This window comes from Flavobacterium sp. EDS, assembly GCF_020991525.1.
Lineage (GTDB): Bacteria > Bacteroidota > Bacteroidia > Flavobacteriales > Flavobacteriaceae > Flavobacterium.
This window is the reverse complement of sequence record NZ_JAJMOZ010000007.1, coordinates 225,980-246,259: the sequence shown is the minus strand read 5'-3', so window position 1 is coordinate 246,259 and position 20,280 is coordinate 225,980. Positions and strand designations below refer to the sequence as shown.

General features: G+C 32.3%; 15 protein-coding genes. 2 read left to right on the top strand and 13 right to left on the bottom strand.

Features of this window, described 5'->3' with window-relative positions; translation table 11 throughout:
- Positions 1-183 precede the first annotated feature (183 nt).
- Positions 184-2,571: a penicillin acylase family protein gene (locus LPB87_RS12470; protein WP_230728098.1), complete on the bottom strand. Its 2,388-nt coding sequence runs from the start codon at positions 2,569-2,571 to the stop codon at positions 184-186.
- A 122-nt stretch (positions 2,572-2,693) separates the two neighbouring features.
- Between LPB87_RS12470 and LPB87_RS12465 the strand changes: the two genes are divergently transcribed.
- Both LPB87_RS12465 and LPB87_RS12460 read left to right on the top strand, forming a co-directional pair.
- Positions 2,694-4,256 (top strand): hypothetical protein, encoded by a 1,563-nt coding sequence (locus LPB87_RS12465; protein WP_230728097.1) that lies wholly within the window; start codon positions 2,694-2,696, stop codon positions 4,254-4,256.
- 110 nt (positions 4,257-4,366) lie between these two features.
- A complete protein-coding gene (locus tag LPB87_RS12460) occupies positions 4,367-6,166 on the top strand; it encodes a hypothetical protein (protein WP_230728096.1) in 1,800 nt (599 codons plus the stop codon).
- Between the two features lie 107 nt (positions 6,167-6,273).
- Here LPB87_RS12460 and LPB87_RS12455 read toward each other — a convergent pair whose 3' ends face one another.
- From LPB87_RS12455 to LPB87_RS12400, 12 genes are all read right to left on the bottom strand, one after another.
- Positions 6,274-6,708, bottom strand: a complete 435-nt coding sequence (locus LPB87_RS12455; RefSeq protein WP_230728095.1) for a glycine zipper family protein — start codon at positions 6,706-6,708, stop codon at positions 6,274-6,276.
- A gap of 170 nt (positions 6,709-6,878) precedes the next feature.
- The gene (gene kynU, locus LPB87_RS12450; RefSeq protein WP_230728094.1) at positions 6,879-8,153 is read right to left on the bottom strand and encodes a kynureninase; all 1,275 of its coding nucleotides are present in this window, start codon (positions 8,151-8,153) and stop codon (positions 6,879-6,881) included.
- Between the two features lie 141 nt (positions 8,154-8,294).
- Entirely contained in the window at positions 8,295-9,344 is a 1,050-nt protein-coding gene (queA, locus tag LPB87_RS12445) for a tRNA preQ1(34) S-adenosylmethionine ribosyltransferase-isomerase QueA (protein ID WP_129540714.1), read from the bottom strand.
- Between the two features lie 129 nt (positions 9,345-9,473).
- Positions 9,474-10,703, bottom strand: a complete 1,230-nt coding sequence (locus tag LPB87_RS12440) for a 3-phosphoshikimate 1-carboxyvinyltransferase (RefSeq protein WP_129540713.1) — start codon at positions 10,701-10,703, stop codon at positions 9,474-9,476.
- A gap of 81 nt (positions 10,704-10,784) precedes the next feature.
- On the bottom strand, positions 10,785-11,111 hold the full coding sequence (locus tag LPB87_RS12435) for a nucleotide pyrophosphohydrolase (RefSeq protein ID WP_041518431.1): 327 nt from the start codon (positions 11,109-11,111) through the stop codon (positions 10,785-10,787).
- 3 nt (positions 11,112-11,114) lie between these two features.
- Entirely contained in the window at positions 11,115-13,142 is a 2,028-nt protein-coding gene (locus tag LPB87_RS12430) for a DUF3857 domain-containing protein (RefSeq protein ID WP_230728093.1), read from the bottom strand.
- Between the two features lie 3 nt (positions 13,143-13,145).
- Complete coding sequence (locus LPB87_RS12425; RefSeq protein WP_230728092.1) at positions 13,146-15,053, bottom strand: DUF3857 domain-containing protein; 1,908 nt, start codon at positions 15,051-15,053, stop codon at positions 13,146-13,148.
- A gap of 63 nt (positions 15,054-15,116) precedes the next feature.
- The gene (gene dtd / locus LPB87_RS12420; RefSeq protein WP_230728091.1) at positions 15,117-15,569 is read right to left on the bottom strand and encodes a D-aminoacyl-tRNA deacylase; all 453 of its coding nucleotides are present in this window, start codon (positions 15,567-15,569) and stop codon (positions 15,117-15,119) included.
- 111 nt (positions 15,570-15,680) lie between these two features.
- A complete protein-coding gene (gene rsgA, locus LPB87_RS12415) occupies positions 15,681-16,658 on the bottom strand; it encodes a ribosome small subunit-dependent GTPase A (protein ID WP_129540710.1) in 978 nt (325 codons plus the stop codon).
- A 263-nt stretch (positions 16,659-16,921) separates the two neighbouring features.
- Entirely contained in the window at positions 16,922-18,004 is a 1,083-nt protein-coding gene (locus LPB87_RS12410; protein WP_129540709.1) for a bifunctional 3-deoxy-7-phosphoheptulonate synthase/chorismate mutase type II, read from the bottom strand.
- A 12-nt stretch (positions 18,005-18,016) separates the two neighbouring features.
- Positions 18,017-18,874 (bottom strand): prephenate dehydrogenase, encoded by an 858-nt coding sequence (locus LPB87_RS12405; RefSeq protein ID WP_129540708.1) that lies wholly within the window; start codon positions 18,872-18,874, stop codon positions 18,017-18,019.
- A gap of 222 nt (positions 18,875-19,096) precedes the next feature.
- Positions 19,097-20,242, bottom strand: coding sequence for an aminotransferase class I/II-fold pyridoxal phosphate-dependent enzyme (locus LPB87_RS12400; RefSeq protein WP_129540707.1), 1,146 nt, complete (start codon positions 20,240-20,242; stop codon positions 19,097-19,099).
- Positions 20,243-20,280: the final 38 nt, after the last annotated feature.

Genomic DNA, 20,280 nt, shown 5'->3' with positions numbered 1-20,280 from the left:
GTTTAGTCATGCCTCTTCCGAAAAGATCCGTTCGACATTTTCTTTGCAAATGACATCTACTAGACTCTTATAAATAGTAACTCATGTAGTATTTTTTTTATCTCCAAAAAAAAGTTTTTTTTAACCCTCCATGCAATCAATTACATAATAAAATAACCCCGAATGTAAACTCTTCCTTTTTTATTATTTAGGTTTAAAAATTAATTTGGTAGATGTTTTTATAATTTCTTCTTTATTTAATTTCATTTTTCGAAACTTTCCTGCATTATAAAGTACTGCTTGATCTGTATAATGTTTACTAAACGGATTTCCAGATTGTCCTGTTGGCAAAATACTCCAACTATTCTCTATATCCGAAAAATCAACAACTCTTCTTGTCGATGGACCGCCCTTTATATCATAAATCCCTTTGTCTGTAAAATCAAAAAACTGATTATTAATTACCTCTGACGATCCCGAAACCGCAAAAGGCCCTGCATTAAAAATCCCTCGCAAAGCGGCCACTTGTCCTAATGGATGGTGATACTCTACTGTATGTACCTTTTCCCATTTCCAATCTTGAACATTAGTCCCTAATTGTTTTTCAAGTCTTGTTATTGCTTCATGAAATGATTTTACTAGAATGTCTTTCTTCGTTTCTTTTACATTTTTAGTCAATATATTATCCCACCAAACTGAATTTTCATTTTGTATTTGTTTTGCTATAATTTGTTTTACAAGATGGGTCTCCAATAAATTTTTAAAATTTTCTTCTCCCAATTCATCCTCAAAAGTATTTTTCAAATACACATACACCCATTTATTATAAATCGTAGGCGCTACATCTTGTACATTATTAGTTCCTTTCCAATCTTTAAGAATAGAAAGCACCTGTTTTTCATTTGCTGTAAGCGATTCATTTTTAACATTCAAAATTAAATTCTCGACTACCGTTGGAGCAACTATTGTGGTATTATCAAAAATCATTTTACTAACCGCTTCTTTATCCCAATCCGATTTTGCATCGAGCAATTGTGTAATTCTTTTAGCACGATCTTCGGGTAAATAATATCCTGGATATAAAAATCCATCGATGGCTTCTGGTTGGTTATTTGCCGAATATACATAACCCCATTTTGGATTCTCTGCTGATGGATTTTTAGAAAAGTCTAAATATTCAGCAATATCCTCTTTACCACTTGCTCCATCTAGAATAAAATTAGGATTTACTCCTTTATTATGTTTGTATAACGTTCCTGTTGCCCACCAGCCTACATTACCTTTTGCATCTCCATACATCACATTTAATCCAGGCGCAGCAATAAGGCTGACTGCCTTCTTAAAATCATTTTTATTTTTAGCATGCGAAATACCATAAACAGCATCTAGAATTTTTATTGGCTGTTGTGTGTAAACCCAAGACATTGCTATTGGCTTAGTGCTACTCTTTAAATCTTCTATTAATCCATTCATAATAGGCCCATGTCGGCTTATCTTGACATCTACAACAACATCTGATGAATCTTTTACTTTTATAATTTTCTTTCTGGTCCCATATTTTTCATAACCCTTTGGTGTCTTATACTCATTAGAATCTCCCTGCTTATTTTCTTCTTGATAAAAATCAATGTCATCGTTTTCAAACATTGTTAATCCATAAGCATAATCTCTATTATGCCCTAATAAAGGATATGGTGTTCCTGCCAAATAACAGCCATACAATTCAAAATCTGGGGTTGCTATATGAGCCTCGTACCATGTTCCTGGCTGTGAAAACCCAATATGGGGATCATTAGCAAAAATAACTTTACCATTTTTTGTTCTCTGTGGAGCTATTACCCAACTATTACTTCCTATAAATGGTGGAATTGGAGATTTTTCAAGAAGTGAAGCAACCGATTTTGAAATTACAGCATACTCTTCTTGGGTTTCTTTTGCATTTCTTATTTGTGTAGTATTCAATTCGCCATTTAAACCAAAATCTTTTAAATATTCATTTCCATATTTATTACGAATATCAGTCATTAAGGGATCTGTCTTTTGAGCAATTGCAAAACTAAATGACATATATCCGAAAATATTGTACACATCTTTTATAGTAAATTTTTGTTTTTTCACGCCAACTAATTGAAACTCTATTGGCGTTACTCCTTCATCCATATATTGGTTAATTCCATCCAGATAAGCCATTGTCAATTGATAACTCTGACTATTTTTATCTAATTGTGCGATTGCTTTCTCTGATGCTTCTTCTATTCCCAAACCAGAAAAGAACTTATCATTTTTTAGCATTACCGAACCAAAAATTTCTGACAATCGTCCTGATGCTATGCGACGCATTAGCTCCATTTGCCACAACCGATCCTGAGCATGCACATACCCTAAAACCGTCATAGCCTCTTTTTGAGAATTAGCATAAATATGTGGTACTCCAAAATCATCAAAATATACCGTAGTCTCTTTTTGAATGTTTTTCAGTTTTACTTCTCCCTCATACTTTGGTTTTAAATGAAAAATATAAGTACACAAACCTATTCCTAAAATAACAAGCAGTAAGAACAAAATAAACAGTATTTTTTTGATTTTTTTCATGTTTCTAAATTGTATAAATAAATATTTTAACGAAATGTATTATTATCAAAATCACAATTGTATCTAAAAGTTATTCCTTTTAAGTCTTTAAATTTATATATTTAAAATAAAATATGCACTAGATGGCTTTAAATAAAAAAATAATTATAGGAATCCTTTCGCTTATAGCCCTCTTGTTTTTAATAAACTCAGGATTAAATTTTTGGGTAAAAAAACAACTTCCTAAAATCATTCAGGACAATAATAAAACACCGTATCAGATTACTTACGAAGATATAAAAATTGACCTTTGGTCGGCAGACATCTATGCATCTAACATTGTTGTCAATCCTAAAAATGCGCCTAAAGATAATGCTACCAAAATTGGAATTTATTCTAAAATCGAGACAGTTGCTATAAACGATTTTAGTATTTGGAATCTTGTATTTAATGATGTTTTACGCGCCAAAAGTATCACGATTGATCGTGCTCGGGTAATATTATACAAAAAAGATGAAAAAGCAATCGACAATAGCAATAGCATCCGCACACAAATAATCGAGCCTTTTCAAAAAATCATTGTTGTTTCTAATATTTATCTCAATAAAGCGAGTTTAGATATTATGTCTACCAAAACAAACAAACCCATTTTATACACACGAAATATTGCCCTTGTGTTAGAAGGAATTCTTATTAATGAAGAAACACTTAAACAGAAAATCCCCTTTTCGTATCAAAAATATGCTCTAAATTGTGATAGCACATATTACAAACCCAACTCGTTTTACACTATTAATGCTTTGAAAATAGCAACTAATAATCATTCATTAAAAGCAAAAAACTTCAGTTATATCCCTTTATATTCTCGTCATCAATTTGTACAGAAAATAACTAAAGAAAAAGATCTTTTCACCGTAACAGCAACGGACATTAATATCAATTCGATGAATTGGGGCTTTAAAAATGATGTGTTCTTCTTTAATGCAAATTCTATTGTTTTTGACGATTTAGATGCAAATATCTATCGGAATAAAATGCCTGAAGATGATGTAAGCAAAAAACCACTCTACAACACTTTGCTTAGAAAAATTCCGTTCCCTTTAAAAATTGATACTCTTTCTATCCAAAATTCAAAATTAGTATACGAAGAAGAAATCAATTTCCAGAAAGGTTCTGCAATATTAACTTTCAGTCGTTTTAACTTAAACGCTACAAATCTGCAGAGTGGTTTTGGATTAAAAAAGGTAGCCGATTTAGATATCAAAATCAATTGTCTTTTTATGAAAAACTCTCCTTTAAATGTACATTGGACATTAAACGTTCTGGATAAAAACGATGGTTTTCGTATAAAAGGAAGCATTGCAAAATTTGATGTTCAGTCAATGTATGCGTTTACAAAACCATATACTAATACTTCGTTTAAAGGTACTTTTGATGATTATCATTTTGATATTACCGGAAACGATAAAAAAGCCACAGGAAATGCCAGTTTAAAATACAAGGACTTAAAAGTTACTTTATACAAAAAGAAAAACCCCGAAAAAGAAGCAAAATTAAAAAGTTCTTTAGCCAATTTAATTCTTAAAAAAGACTCTGATAATGAAGCTAAAAAAGCTGAAATAGAACTGGAACGAATCCAAGAAAAATCCTTTTATAATTTTTTATGGAGAAGTATAGCTACATCTTTTAAGAAGATTTTAATTTAATCATTCTGAAGAAAAACAAACTTAATCCGCTATAAACATGATATATATCAGTTTTTAAATAAAATGATTTTACAACATTTGTCATTTATTAAATTTTATAATAATAGCAAATGACAAAACCCCCTATACACTCTTTTCATATTCCTGTAATGGGACTCGCTTATACTATTGACAGCCCGATTCGAGTAGCTAAATATGGTATTTCATCCGTAATTTCGATTGCAGATGATGAGTTAATTGAAAAGATGACCGCTTTTTATTCTGAAAAGTTCAATTCTTCTTATCAGGAAATAAGTCAAAAAATTCACGATTACAGAGCCAAACGCATTACAACCTACTTAAACTTAGTAGACAAAATCGTAAAACAAAAATTTGAAAGTTTCAAAACCGAATTATCTGAAAGCAAACAAGCTCTAGAAAATTATATCTCGATGCTACCTAATAGTTCTGAGATAAAAAAAGGGATTCTAAACTTAATGGAAGATGGTATTTCTTTTAAAGAAAACATCCAAAACTATATTGAATCACATCTTTCTACAGGTGCTATCGATGTAAACATCATGACTAAACTGGATAAAGATAACTTTATCAAAGACGAACAATTACCTATTGAATTTAATGATGCTCATGCAGCACTTCGCGGTTTTGCTAACAGTAATTTAGAATCTTCTTTAGTTCTTTCTGCAGGCATGAATCCTAGATTATATAGCTACTTCGAGAACTTTCCAGATTTTTTCCCTGATAGTAATAACGAGCTTAAAAAGAAAATTATTCTTAAAGTAAGCGACTTTAGATCTGCTATGATTCAAGGTAATTTTTTGGCTAAAAAAGGGCTATGGGTTTCTGAATATCGTATTGAGTCTGGATTAAATTGTGGTGGGCATGCATTTGCTACCGAAGGTTTATTATTAGGTCCTATCTTAGAAGAATTCAAACAGAAAAAAGACCAATTGATTCAATCTGCTCATGATTTGATGGTAAAAGCGTTACAGCAAAAACAATTTCTAGTTCCCGAAAATCCTTTACCCCTTAAAATTACCGTACAAGGAGGTGTAGGAACTGCCGAAGAACATGAATTTTTACTAGATAATTATAATGTAGATTCTGTGGGTTGGGGAACTCCTTTTTTACTAGTTCCTGAAGCTACATCTGTTGATCAGCCTACTCGCAACTTATTAATGAAAGCCCAAGAGGAGGATTTATATTTAAGTCATATTTCTCCTTTAGGCGTACCTTTTAACACCCTGAGAGGAACATCCAATGAAGTTCTTAAACAAAAGCGTATTCACGATAATAAAGCAGGTAGCTCTTGTCCAAAGAAATTTTTGGCTTTAAGCAAAGAATATGACCCAAAAGGAACTTGCTCTGCTTCTAAAAAATTTCAGGATTTAAAATTAGCTGAATTAGAAACTATAAAAGACACTCTTTCTCCAGCATCTTATGAAAAATCTAAAGCTGCTATTACTGAGAAATCATGTTTATGTGTAGGACTAGCGAATGCTTCTTATATTGAGAATGATATCAAGATCAAAGGGCAAGCTCAAGGTGTTGTTATCTGTCCTGGTCCAAATATGGCCTATTTTGACCAAGAAGTATCTTTATCTGACATGGTACAACACATTTATGGAAATAAGTCGGTTATACGTGTCGATAATCGTCCAAATCTATTCGTAAAGGAATTAAAAATGTACTTGGATTATTTTAAGAAAGATATTGAAAATATTACGGCAGAAATAACAGCCGCACAAACTAAAAAATTACAAGCTTTTAAAGACAATCTCTTAAGTGGAATTGCCTATTATGAAAATCTTCTTTCATCTTCTCCTTACTTCAAAAATGAGAAGACAAGAATTCAAGATCAATTTGATGATTACAGAACCAAGCTAATTGCTATAGCCATTCCAACATAACAATTAATTTTTTTCTTTATTGTGCAAAAAACCACCTCTAAAATTAATTTGAGGTGGTTTTTCTATTTGAATATAACTAACATTTATTCGAAGAATAGTAGTCTCTTCTATTCTTTTTTCTTTTTCCCATCTATAATTGCTCCAGTTCCTGCTCCAACTCCTGCACCTGCTAATCCTCCTATTATTGCGCCTTCCCCTTTTTTCTTACTGATAATTGCTCCAGTAACAGCTCCTACTCCAGCTCCAATTACAGCTCCTTTTGCAGTCGAACTCCATCCTTTTTTCTTTGGCGTGGCAGCAACAGCTGGTGCTTGTTGATTAACCACTACTACCTTTTGTGGTACTGCTTCTACCTGAGCTTTCTCCTTTTCTTCCTGAACTTTTGCCATCTCTGTTTTCATTGAATCAATAACTTTTTGCTTATTAATTTCAACTTTCATAGAGTCAATACTCGCTTGTTTAGCTTTCTGAATATCTATCTTCCCTTGATTCTGACACGAGATAATCGCAAAAGAGAATAGTATTAAATATAATGTTTTCATGATTGTAATTTTTAGGTTCTTACTAACATAGCAAAGTAAAGCCTAAACTTTTTGTATGTGATTACATAATTTCAAGAGATCGTTATAAAATTAAACGATGCAAAAAAGTCAGCCAACTCATAACATTTGAATTAACTGACTTTAAAATATTTTATTTATTTAAATTTAGATTATTCTAAAATTCCTCTTTTTAAAACTTGTCCAAATTCATACATATCTTCAAAAGAACAATACAACGGAACTGGAGCTAAACGAATAACGTTAGGTTCACGCCAATCAGTAATAACACCATTTTTCATTAAATAATCAAATAAACTGCGTCCTTCTCCATGCAAAAACACAGATAGTTGTGATGCTCTTTCCTTAGGGTTAGCAGGAGTAATAACTTCAAAGTTACCTTTTACTTCTTTGTCTATTTCATGTAGAATAAACTCTAAATAAGCTGTTATGGTGTCTCTTTTTGCAATTAGAGCATCCATTCCTACTTCATCAAACATTTCTACTGATGCTAGGTAAGGTGCTAAAGATAATACTGGTAAATTACTTATCTGCCAACCATCTGCTCCATGAACTGGATCAAAATTGGGTTCCATTTTAAAACGTCGCTCTTTATTATGTCCCCACCAACCTGCAAAACGTGGCAAATCTGGATTGTTGTGATGTTTTTCGTGCACAAAGCAACCAGATGCATTTCCTGGCCCTGAGTTCATATATTTGTAACTACACCAAGCGGCGAAATCAACATTCCAATCGTGCAATTCTAATTTTATATTTCCTGCTGCATGTGCTAAATCCCAACCTACTTTGGCTCCTACTTTTTGCCCAGCTGCAGTAATCGTTTTCATATCAAAAACTTGCCCTGTGTAATAATTCACTCCTCCAATTAATACCAAAGCCAATTCATCTCCTACTTCTTCAATTTTTGCCAAAATATCTTCTAATCGGATATTGTGCTCTCCTTCACGACGCTTAATTTCTACAATAGTATCTTCTGTTTTATAGCCATGAAAATGTACCTGACTTTGAAACATATATTGATCTGATGGAAATGCTTTTTCTTCGCAAATAATCTTATATCTTGTTGCTGTTGGTCTATAAAAAGAAACCATCAATAAGTGAAGGTTAACTGTTAATGTATTCATCACAGTAACTTCACTTGGCAAAGCTCCTACAATTTTACTAAGTGGCTTAGCAAAACGTTCCTGATAATCCCACCAAGGTTTTTCAGCATAAAAATGGCCTTCAACGGCTAGATTTGCCCAATCAGTCATTACTTCATCAACGTAAGATTTTGTACGTTTAGGTTGCAATCCTAAAGAATTTCCAGTAAAATAAATAACCTTTTTATTATTCACTTCAGGAAAAATAAATTCATCCTGATATTTATTTAATATATCTTGTGAATCAAGCTTTTGAGCAAATTCGCGGGTGTTTTCGAAAGTCATTGTTTGAATTTTGTTTGGTAAATGTAGAAAAAAAAGACCTAACACAAAAAAAGAAAGTTATAAGCCTGTGTTAAAGATTAGTCAAAAAAAAAATCTCGCTATTACTAGCGAGACTTATGAATTAACCTTATTGTATATTTCTTAGATAATAAGCATTGCATCACCATAAGAGTAGAATTTATATCCTTCTTTTATAGCTTCATCATATGCTCTTTTCATTAAATCATGTCCACAAAATGCAGAAATCATCATTAATAATGTTGATTTTGGTGTATGGAAATTTGTAATCATACAATTTGCAATACTAAAATCATGAGGAGGGAAAATAAATTTATTTGTCCACCCTTCAAAAGGATTTAATGTATTTTGTGATGAAACAGAACTTTCAATAGCACGCATTGAAGTTGTTCCTACAGCGCAAATACGTTTTTTCTTTGCTTTTGCATTATTAACAATTTCACAAGCTTCTGGAGTAATAATTAACTCTTCTGAATCCATTTTGTGTTTTGATAAATCTTCAACCTCAACAGGATTAAAAGTTCCTAAACCTACGTGAAGTGTTACTTCTGCAAATTTTATTCCTTTAATTTCTAGTTTTTTCAAAAGGTGTTTTGAGAAATGCAGTCCAGCAGTCGGTGCTGCAACAGCTCCTTCTTCTTTAGCGTATATCGTTTGATATCTTTCAGCATCTTCTGGAGTTACGTCTCTACTGATATATTTAGGAATTGGAGTTTCTCCAAGTTCTGTTAATTTATTTCTGAATTCTTCGTAAGAACCATCATAAAGGAAACGTAATGTTCTACCACGAGAAGTAGTATTATCGATTACCTCAGCAACCAACGAATCGTCATCACCAAAGTATAATTTATTTCCGATACGGATTTTACGAGCTGGATCAACCAAAACATCCCAAAGGCGTTGCTCTGAATTAAGTTCTCTTAATAAGAAAACTTCAATTCTTGCTCCAGTTTTTTCTTTGTTCCCGTACAGACGAGCAGGAAAAACTTTAGTATTATTTAAAATAAGAACATCACCATCATCAAAGTAATTGATTACATCTTTGAACATTTTGTGCTCTATAGTTTGTTTTTTACGATCAATTACCATCAAACGAGATTCATCTCTGTTTTCAGCTGGAAATTCAGCTAAAAGTTCTTTTGGTAAATTAAATTGAAAATGAGATAATTTCATGTAGTCTATTTATTTAGAGTGCAAATATACGACTGTGAGATAGGCGTTGTCAAGTCTTTTGGCTTTTATTTAGTTTAAAAATTACAAACTTCAAAGTTTATTCCTGTTTTTAGCCGTAAACATTGATTATTACGCAACTATTTCTGCTGTCTCAAATCCTAAATTTGTTAAATCTTTCCAAAAATCTGGATACGATTTAGAAACTACCCCTGCTTCTTCTATAATTATTGGCACTTTTAATGCTAGTGGAGCAAATGCCATCGCCATACGATGGTCATTATAAGTAGCAATTTTTACATTTGGATTAATCTCATTTGTAGCAATAAGTGTTAAACTATCATTGGTAACCGAAATAGCAGCTCCCAATTTAGTTAGTTCTATTCTTAACGCTTCAAGTCTGTCTGTTTCTTTAATTTTTAAAGTATGTAAACCCGTTAAATGACAACCTATCCCTAAACCTAAACAAGTAACTACAATAGTTTGCGCAATGTCTGGAGTATTGTTTAGCTCGAAATTTACAGTTTCAAATTTAAAATCAGTCTGTTTTACCAAAGTCATTTTATTATCCTGAAATGTAGTTTGAACTCCCATTTTCTCGTAAATCGATGTCAATGCAGAATCTCCTTGCAAGCTATCTTCTTTGTAACTACTAAGGGTGATCGAGGCTGTATCAGCAAGAGCAACCAAACTAAAAAAGTATGAAGCTGAACTCCAATCTGACTCAACAACCATTTCTTTTGTAACCACCTCTGCTTTTGGATATACTTTAATTACATTTCCTTCAAAACTAGTCTGGATTTCTAAATCATTAAGCAAAGCCAAAGTCATTTTAATATAAGGTATAGAAGTAATCTCTCCTTCTAAAGTCAATTCTAAACCATTTTCTAATTTAGGTGCTACAAGCAATAATGCTGATATATACTGACTACTTACGTTGGCAGCTAAAGTAACTTTTGAGGCTGTTATTCTCTTTCCTTTAATTCGAATTGGAGGATATCCTTCGTCTTTTAAGTATGAAATCTCTACGCCTAACTGAGCCAAAGCTTCAACAAGAATCTTAATCGGGCGTTCCTGCATTCTGCTTGAGCCTGTCATTACAACTTCTCTACCTTCATTAACTGCAAAATATGCCGTTAAAAAACGCATTGCTGTTCCTGCATGATGAATATCTACTATTTCCTCATTACCAACTAATGCTTTTTGCATTACTTCGCTATCATCAGAATTTGATGTATTTGCTAAACTAATATTGGGAAACAAAGCCTGCAACAACAACAATCGATTTGTTTCGCTTTTGGAGCCTGTTACTGCAATTTGTCCTTGTAAATTAGCTTGAGATGTTTTTAATAGTAAATTCATTGTAGGGTGATTGTTTTTATGCGTTTTGGCAAATTTATTTTAAAAAAAGGATACTCCAAAGCTTTACCTTAACTTATCACATTATTTTAATTTATCGTTGTTTTTATGACGGTCTTTATCTCGAATAGACTTTAAATCCATTTTTTTATCAAAAGCAGCCTGCAAATCAATTCCTGTTTGATTTGCTAAACATAAAACTACAAAAACTACATCGGCTAATTCTTCACCAAGATCTTTGTTCTTATCGCTTTCTTTTTCAGATTGCTCACCATATCGACGTGCAATAATCCTAGCTACTTCCCCTACTTCCTCAGTAAGCTGCGCCATATTGGTTAGCTCATTAAAATATCTAACTCCGTGTTCCTTTATCCAAGTGTCAACATCTAGTTGCGCGTTTTTTAAATCCATTTTTTATATTCTTTTTAAAACTATTTTTTCGTTCACTTTATCAACCATTCCTTTGTAATATCCTTGCAACATCGAATAATATTCTGCTGGTATAATGGCTGCATTTATCTGATGTGTAACCACCAATTGTAAAGTATTCTGACTGACAGCAGCCATAAATTTAAACGCCCCTAGATTATCTTCCATAGCTATTGCAACTGGCTCAGGAAGTGACTCTACCATATAACCATCAGGAATTTGAATTGTTATATTATATTTATCAGATGAAGGAAAACCATAATCTACAGGATATTCTCTCTTTTCTTGCTTAAATGGGTTTTCCTTTTGAGTATAAAATAACATTGGACTTATATAAATTTTCCCACCTATAACTTCACATAAATTAGAACCTGTAAATGAAAAATTTTCGACAGTAGGCAACTCAAATTCTTTTTCGTTTAATCTATTATATTCACTTATTTCAATTTTGTCATTCTCATTTTCTAACTTTTCTAAGTAAGAATCCTCTTTAACATTATCAACATTATTTCTAAATATCATTGCATTATAATCCGTGTACTGTCTTCTTGTCTTACCTACGACACCTCCCTCTGGAGTCACACTATAATTAATCGCGATATTATCAAATGACTGTTTATTAGGCATTAAATCAACTTCCTCAGAAGTTCCGTCTTTACGTATTAATCTTCCCATCCAATTTAAAGCTCTAAAAGGCAAAACGTTAGGAGTAGAAAATTTACTTGACCCATCTAACAAAATAACACCTTTATCCGTTTCTACAGCTGCAATTACATAATTAAAAGCCGTTCGATTAGGAAACATTGCAATTCCGTTAGAGCGAGTACTCACTAAAACTGGGTTTGCTTTTAATCCTGAAAAACGCAACATAGCTGTCAACATAAGATTTATATCTGCTATATTACCTGTTTTCTCCTTATATGCTTTTTTAACTCCATTATCGCATCCGTAATCAGAATATCCGTTCCAGTTAACTCTCGATTTTACAAAGTTAAGTATAGCCTTAATTTTCTCATCTTGAGTATTTACATTTGTTAGTAACACTTTTAAATCATCTTCAAAATATCCTGTTTTATTTAATTCTGGCCCAAAACTATCATAATTATATATTGTTTTGACAACTGAATTCCAATCTGCTGAAAATAATTCGATAGGTACATTTGGAAATTTCTTCACAGACAATTCATGCTCTATAGCCGAAGTATAGTTGTATATATTATTAACATAACCTTCTTCTTTCATCGCTGGTAAATTCTTAGCAATATAAGTAGTTTTAGTTTCCACATAATCTACTTTTTCATTTGAAAAAGTAGTTTTCATTGCATATCCAAATCCCCCTGGCTCGGACCTTTCTTTATTTACAAACACAATAGAAGCCGTTTCTTTATCAACTGTAACTACTGGAAAAATATATCCTTTTTGCTTAGCATTAAAAACATAATACTCTGGAATACGTGTTGTGAATTCTGAATAATTTACAGGTATAGAGGTTTGAAAATACCAATCTCTCATTGATCCTATACTTGGAGATTTTATAGTGTATTTATACTCAATAACAGATCCTTCTTTTACATTAGGCATTGTTATTTTTTTCTGATTACGATATTTATCTACATTCTCATCAAATACACCATCACTTTTTAATTTTACTTTTTCTATTTTACCAGCAACCAAATTATAAGTTACGGCATCCGAAAAAGTAACACTTTCTCTCGACATTTTATCTCCTACATAATAGGATACATTTTGATTTGCCCAATTGTACCCTTCTTTTTTATAAATTTTAATTCGACATTCAACATTAGTCATCATTACGAACCCCTCATTCATGCTATATTCAACACGAGAAACTCCCTTTCTATATAAGATTGCTGCAACAGCCGAAGTGTCTTTAGCATGTGCTTTTTCTTCTAATTCTGCGACGGATACTTTTCCTAATTTAAATTCTTGTGCTGTGATTTTCGAAAAAGAAAATACAACGAAAAAGACGATAGTTAATTGGTTAATTTTCATAGGTTAATTCTTGGTTAGTATAATTTTGGCATTATCATTTTTGTTAATCTGCTCTATAAAAAGGCGATATTCATCGTATTCTTTATTAGAATATTTCCCGTTATTGAGAAGCATCTTCCTTTTATATATTAGTTTATTGTTGTCCGTTTTAATGATTTCTGTTTTATATTCTCCGAATTTACCTTTTAATTCAAAAGTTGAAGGTAAAAATTCAATAGCAAAACCAGCAGGAAGGTTAATCTCAATTTCATTAGCAAACAAATAACCCCGCTGCAACTGAAATGGTGTTTTCCTATTTCTAATACGATTGACACTTCCATTATATCTATTAAAGGGATTTATCGGAAATATCATTTTGTCATTAGTAATCCTTCCATAATTTATTGCGCTTACCTGAATACCTTCAGTAAAACGAATATTTTCCTTATCATTACTTAAGTTTATTTTTACTAATTTCAGATTATCAATATTACTCCAATATTCTTTATAATACGCCTCTTTTTCGTTGGGTAGCAAAGTCTCAACTCTTGCTTTAGAGCCGTATCTAGCTCCTTCTGAAGCAATTGCTATAGAACCTGAAAAATCACCTTTCTCATCAATAGTATAAACTCCTTTAGCTATTTGAGTATTACCTTTATCTTCATAAATCTTAGTTCTAACAATTTCCCCTCCTTCTGGCTTAATTATTAAGACATTCCTATCATCTGTAAAAGTACCTTGATACCCAAAAGGATCAACTTGACTTGTGCATTCAAGCCAAATATACTTGTCTCCATTAGGAATTGATAACATCATATGATTTCCTTGCATAGAAACAAAGTCTGAATCTATATCAGTTTTAGAACTATCTCCATATAAAATTGTATTATAAGAAGGAACATCAACCACCTCTAAAAGCGCCTTTGTATAGTTTGTTAATGCTTTGCAATCTCCATAACCTAAACGATCCACATCATTAGCCAACATTGGTTTCCATCCACCAATACCAATGGCAATATTTACATATCTTGATTTTTTTTGTACATAGTCATAAACAATTTTTGCTTTTTTCACTGGATCTTTTTCATCACCTACCAATTCCTTTATTTTAGTTTTGGTTGCATCTGGCAAAATTGTTGTGCCTAATAAAATTTTATCCGCATACCATTTCCCAAAGGCTTGCCATGTGGTTGCATTTCCATCTACTCCTTCGAGATGAAAGCTTTCAAGCCCCATCATGACATAAGGATAGATTTCATTAAATGAAGGACTATAATCTTCATTTTTTTGAGCTAATATATTAGTAGCTACGTAAGATATCTGAGTATTTGTATCTGTAGTCTTTTTTATATCAAATCCTGACAATTGAAATTCTTTTTTTTTGAATCCCAAATTATTAGGATAGGTCACATTCAAGATGCTTCTTTCTACACTTGTATTATAATTGTCAATAGGATACCATTTAGGGAGAAAAGCAGTTGCCGAAGTTTCAACTTCACTTTCGTATACTAAAGTAAAAGGATATTGAATTGGTGTGTAATCTAAATAAATATAACGACTATCAGAGAAAATAGTTCCTCCACTTATTACACTTTCATCACTAAAATCCCTACGTTTTATCTTCTTTAATTCTTTGCCTTGCGCATCATACACAGTAGCTTCGATATTTTTAACCGTAGTAGATTTATCATAATACTCAATGGCATCAATAGCATTTAAACCTTTTCCGTTAAAAACAGTTATAACTCTTTTTTGTATCGTTTTCATACTTCTTTGAGAAGCAATCACGATGTCTATCTGATTTAAACGGATAACAGCATTTGCATTTTCCTTAAGACTATCAGAAATACCAATAGCGTTATATTCAATCTTTTGAGCAATAGAAGAAAATGAAAATAAAACAAGAAATAAAAAACGGAAAATCAATTTCATTTAATAAGTAATTTCGCCAAATATATATCATTTTTAGAGATATTTAACAAATACTTACTCTTTTTACTCCCTGTTTTTACTATCTATAATTATTGTCACAGGGCCGTCATTTAACAGACTGATTTTCATATCTGCACCAAAAATTCCTGTCTGAATTTTACTTCCAAATTCCTTCTTTAAAGTAGCCACAAAATTTTCATAAAGTGGAATTGCAATGTCGGGTTTAGAAGCTTTTATGTATGAAGGACGATTCCCTTTTTTTGTTCCAGCATGAAGTGTAAACTGGCTAACAACTATAATTTCGCCATTGATATCCTGAACAGAACAGTTCATGACATCATTTTCGTCGTTAAAGATTCTTATTTTGATTATTTTTCCAGCCAACCAATCAATATCTTCTTGTGTATCGGCATCTTCAATACCTACAAAAACAAGTAACCCTTTTTGGATATCGGCTACTTTATTATCATCAACCACTACCGAAGCTGAAGAAACTCTTTGAAGAACAACTCTCAAAATACTGGTGAATTATAAATTATAAATTGTGAATTCATTTCGTAGAAATAATTATGATAAACTTAAAGTCCAGATAAAATTAACTTTAAGACATCGGACATTAATCCATTTTTACTTTCTTGTTTCATCACTGGCAGCGCGATCTTCATTATGAATATCTGTACGATAATGTTCGTCTTCGCCTTCTAAAATTTTAAGATAACTATTATAACGTGACCAAGCAATTTCATCTCTTTCCAAAGCAGCTTTTATAGCACAATGAGGTTCATCTTTATGTAAGCAATTATTAAATTTACACTGATCTTTTAATTTAAAAAATTCAGGAAAATAACCACTCACTTCTTCTTTTTCCATATCAACAATACCAAAACCTTTAATACCTGGTGTATCAATGATACGTGCACCAAAAGACAAGTCAAACATTTCTGCAAATGTTGTTGTATGCTGTCCTTGTTTACTCGCTGTCGAAATCGTTTTTGTTTTAAGATGCAAACTAGGTTCCATAGCATTTACAAGAGTTGACTTACCAACCCCTGAATGCCCAGAGAACATTGTTACCTTACCAATCATCATTCCTTTTAACTCTTCAACACCTTTTCCTTCTGTTGATGAAATACGCAAACATTTGTATCCTATTTGCTCGTATACATATTGCATATACAATTGTTCATCAAGCGTGGCTTCATCAAACGTATCAATTTTATTAAAAATCAAAATAGTTTCGATACCATATGCCTCAGCTGTAACCAAGAAACGGTCGATAAAATTAAATGTTGTTGGTGGATTATTAATTGTTACTAATAAAAATACACAATCAATATTAGATGCAATAATATGCATCTGATGAGATAAATTCACGGATTTACGAACAATATAATTCTTTCTTTCGTGAATATTATGAATCGTTCCTGTTACAGTATCTGAACTTTCTTCGAGTTCATAATCCACAACGTCGCCTACAGCTATAGGATTGGTACTCTTAATACCTTTCATCCTAAACTTTCCTTTCATTCTACACTCTATAAAATCGCCACTTTCGGATTTTACGGTGTACCAACTCCCTGTAGATTTGTAAACGGTTCCTGTCATTTTTTAATTTTAGATATTCTGATTTTAGTTTTTAGATTCAAAACCAAAATCTTTGCAAAGATAAATGATTGTTTTTCGTTTAAAGTTTAAAGTTCAAAGTTTTTAACCTCAAGTATAAATTAAAAAATCCCCACCACTTTCTTAAAAGCGATGGAGATTCTATTTTCGAGAATTATTTACCATTCAATTAATATAAAAACATTTAAGTTTAATGCTTACAAATCCTTATATGAACTTATATCTCTTATATGGTTTAAAACAGATTATGCGTTAAGAATTCTCTCTTGGTGACTAATACTTTCTTGGTGAATTGCTTTGAACATTTTAAGTACAAATTCTTCTGACAATCCTTTTTTCTCCCCTTCAAGAATCATTTTTCCTAAAATTTCATTCCAACGGTTGTTTTGAAGAATAGCAACGTTTGCATCTTTTTTCACCTGACCAATTTCGTCAGCAACTTTCATACGTTTTCCTAATAAATCTAATAAATTAGCATCTAAGACATCGATATTAGCTCTTAATTTCGACATTTTTTGGCTATATTCATCTGTTTTATCATCCGTTTTTCTTACTCTCAAATCTTTGAAAATTTGTTTCAAAGCATCTGGTGTAACTTGTTGTGCAGCATCACTCCAAGCATTATCCGGATCAGTATGAGTTTCGATAATCATACCATCATAATTTAAATCTAAAGCTTCTTGCGTCACTTCAAGAATCATTTTACGATCTCCTGTAATATGAGATGGATCAATAATTAAAGGTAAATCAGGGAATTTATTTTGTAATTCGATAGCAATCTGCCATTCTGGAATGTTTCTGTATTTTGTTTTTTCGTAAGTCGAAAACCCTCTATGTATTACACCTAGTTTTTCGATTCCAGCCATATGTAAACGCTCTACACCACCTAACCACAAAGATAAATCTGGGTTGACAGGGTTTTTAATCAAAACGATTTTATCTGTTCCTTTTAACGTATCTGCAATTTCCTGAACTGCAAATGGATTTGCTGTTGTACGAGCTCCAACCCATAAAACATCAATATCATGCTCTAAAGCCAATTTACAATGTGCTGCAGTTGCAACTTCAGTTCCCATTAATAAACCAGTTTCAGCTTTAGCTTTTTGTAACCATTTCAATCCAATTTCTCCTACACCCTCAAATCCTCCTGGACGTGTTCTTGGTTTCCAGATTCCAGCTCTGAATATACTCACATCAGAATCTTTTAATTCATGTGCAATTTTTAACACTTGCTCTTCAGTTTCAGCACTACAAGGTCCTGCTATTACTAGTGGATGATCTAATTTGAATGCTTCTAACCAATTTCTCATTTCTTTCTTATTTTCCATCTTTTCTTTAGTTTATTTTTTAGTAGTAATTCCGTTTAATATTTCTTTTATTTTATTCACACTTTCCATTTCCTCATAAATGGCATTATAATCATCTGCAACCAGTAAGTCTTTAAACTGGGTAAGATTTAGTATATATTCTTCCAGGGTTTCGATTACCTGTTTTTTATTTTGTTTAAAAATTGGCGTCCACATTGCTGGTGAACTTTTTGCCAAACGAACGGTACTTTCAAATCCACTTCCCGCCATATCAAAAATATCCTGTTCGTCTTTCTCCTTATTAATAACTGTCTTTCCTAGCATAAATGAACTTATATGAGACAAATGCGACACATAAGCAATATGTTTATCATGCGATGTTGGATCCATATATCGTATGCGCATTCCTATTGCTGTAAAAAGCTGTAAAGCCTTTTCCTGTAATTTAAAAGTGGTTTTCTCCACCTCGCAAATAATATTCGTTTTACCTTTAAAAAGCCCTTTTATTGCTGCGGAAGGTCCGGAGAACTCTGTTCCTGCAATCGGATGAGTAGCAATAAAGTTTCTTCTTCTCGGATGATTCGCAACTGCCTCACAAATTGGTTTTTTAGTAGAACCTACTTCAAAAACAATTGTATTCTCTCCAATTACATCCAGAACTTTAGGCAAAACGGTAAGCGCAACATCTACAGGAACTGAAACAATCACAAAATCAGCAGTTCCCAAATCATCGAAAGTCGACGCTTTATCGATAACTCCTAACGCAATTGCTTCTTGCAGATGCGCTTCGTTATTATCAATTCCGTAAATAGTAGCATTTGGATATAATTCTTTGATATCTAAAACCATTGAACCTCCTATTAACCCTATTCCTATTACGTGTATATTCATTTTTTATTTTTTATTTGAAGCTTCCCGATAGCTATCGGGGCCTGCTGTCCGGCTCTATCTTTTTCTAGCTAAAGAAGCTATAAAAAGGATACCGCTCCCATCAGGGCTAAATTTTTCATTTTTTCAAGATCTTTTCGTTCTAGATTTAAAATTCTGTCATCTCGAGCGGAGTCGAAGGCTTATGAAAACCAAAAGGGTTTCGACTTCGCTCAACCTGACAATCTAAAATCTATCTATTGCCTCTTGTACTTTTTCTTCTTTCACACACAACGAGAATCTGATATATCCTTCACCATTGCTACCAAAAATTGTTCCTGGCGTTATGAAAATATGTTTCTCATATAATATTTGGTCAATGAACTTTTCTGATGATTCAATTCCTTCTGGAAGTTTTGCCCAAACAAAAAGTCCAACTCCTTCTTTATAAACTTTGCAGTCTAACTTTTCTGCTAACTTTTCTGTTAATTCACGACGGCGTCTGTAAATCTTATTTTGATCTTCAAACCATGATTCATCACAATTTAACGCTGCAATTGCTCCTTTCTGGATTCCGTAAAACATACCGCTGTCCATATTACTTTTTACTTTCAAGACAGCATCTATAATTTCAGGATTTCCTAAAACCATCCCAACTCTCCATCCTGCCATATTAAAGGTCTTACTCAGTGAATTCAGTTCTAATGCTACATCCTTTGCTCCTTCAACTTGTAATAAACTCATTGGTTTATCATTTAAAACAAAACTATACGGATTATCATTAATCAATAAAATGTTATGTTTTTTAGCAAAAGCAATCAATTTTTCAAATAACTCTAAACTTCCTCTTGCCCCAGTAGGCATATGAGGGTAGCCCAACCACATAATCTTTACTTTCGAAAGATCTAATTTTTCTAAAGCTTCAAAATCTGGCTCCCAATTAGTGTTCTCTTTTAAGTCATAATAAACTGGAACTGCTCCAACCAAATTGGTTACCGAAGTATATGTTGGATATCCTGGATTCGGAATTAAAACATGATCTCCTTCATTCAGGAAAGCCAATGAAATATGCATGATCCCTTCTTTAGATCCCATCAATGGTAAAATTTCATTAGTTGGGTTTAAAGCAACATTGTAATTATTCTGATAAAAATCGGCCATTCCTTTTCTCAATTCTGGCAATCCCTGATAACTTTGATATTGATGTGCATTCTCATCTTGCATTGCCGAAACTATTGCTTCGATAACTGCTTTAGAAGGATTTAAATCTGGACTTCCAATTCCCATATTGATAATTGGCTTGCCTTCTGATTGTAGTTGTCTTACTTCTCTAAGCTTTGAAGAAAAGTAGTATTCTTCTACGACATCTAATCTTTTTGCTGTTGTAATCATGGTTCAATTTTATATTTTATTAGCTTTGGGCTTTGAGC